This is a genomic window from Streptomyces sp. NPDC046465 (assembly GCF_040646035.1).
In the GTDB taxonomy this organism is placed as follows: domain Bacteria; phylum Actinomycetota; class Actinomycetes; order Streptomycetales; family Streptomycetaceae; genus Streptomyces.
Window position 1 is genome coordinate 1 of sequence record NZ_JBEYZK010000096.1, and the last position, 1,038, is coordinate 1,038.

The window sequence follows — 1,038 nt, forward strand, 5'->3', positions numbered from 1 at the left end:
ACGGCCCCAGGCGGTACGTCCTAGTTAAACTGAATTTACCGATTTATATTTCTATAATGATATTAGAATAATAACAAGACCCATCAGACTTAATCTCATATTATTCACCGTAATTAAAGTCTGATTTCACATTATTAACATGTATTTTCTAAAGTATATCAAATAACTATTCTATTTACAATTCCTTCAATTCTAATATACTACAGTACAGATAAATTAGTAATTTTCAAGTTATTATATAGTTAGAAGGATATTATAGGTTCTGTTGCGAAGTTTTTTAAAGTGTTTTTTTGTAGATGGTAGTATTGGCAGAGTCTTTTTTTACATATTTTACTGCTCGAATACTTCCTTCATTGACTTCTTTTAGAAATTGTTTTCCTATTGATAGGCGTACTCCTTTAGGAATAGTTTCCCAATTTACAGATAATAAAGTTTTTAGTGAAAAGTTTGTGTCAGGTGGAAGTTTTTCAATTAGTCCAGTTATTTCGTTAAACCAATGAGAAAATTCGTGGTTTGGAAATTCTTTTTTAATCAGATATTGCTGGATAGAGAAGCTTCCTGCTTTTTTTAGCAAGGTTTCATACTGCAAATCAGTTAGGGTTAATTGGATATTCTTTGACATTTTAATTATGTCCTTTCATTTATATTCATATAAAGGATATCACATCCTATTTTGTTTGTCAATAAAACATTTTGTTTGTCAATAAAACATTTATATAAATGCTTTATTTTTTATAAATTTGTAAAAAACAGCCCCTATAATTATATCTTGTAAGTATAAGGGCTGTTTTTGGTTAATTTCTTAGGGGTTATTATCTAATTATAGACCCTAAACGAACATCTTTTGTAGAAATCCTTTTTTCTGCTCTTTGAGAAGATCTAGCTTACGCTGATGAAGAGCGATAGTGTCATCTAACTGTTTAAAGAAGAGCCTATTTTTTGGGGTGAGGGCACCGGTGAAGGCCATGGCATGGAACGGGGCGGCGGCGGTCGCCGCACGGGCCGAGCCGAAGCACGAGCCGAAGCGTGAACCTGAGC

Annotated in this window: 2 protein-coding genes; both read right to left on the reverse strand. The window is 32.9% G+C overall.

Going from position 1 to position 1,038, the window contains the following annotated elements; all coding sequences use genetic code 11:
• Nucleotides 1-277: 277 nt before the first annotated feature.
• Nucleotides 278-622 (reverse strand): DUF1413 domain-containing protein, encoded by a 345-nt coding sequence (locus ABZ953_RS39440; RefSeq protein ID WP_349221525.1) that lies wholly within the window; start codon nt 620-622, stop codon nt 278-280.
• 207 nt (nt 623-829) lie between these two features.
• The coding region (locus ABZ953_RS39445) for a hypothetical protein (RefSeq protein ID WP_361734364.1) at nt 830-1,038 on the reverse strand (209 nt) is incomplete at its 5' end.

Bases quoted from the DNA above. Each gene is read 5' to 3' on its own strand.
- ABZ953_RS39440 (WP_349221525.1), bottom strand. From the start codon at position 622: ATGTCAAAGAATATCCAATTAACCCTAACTGATTTGCAGTATGAAACC.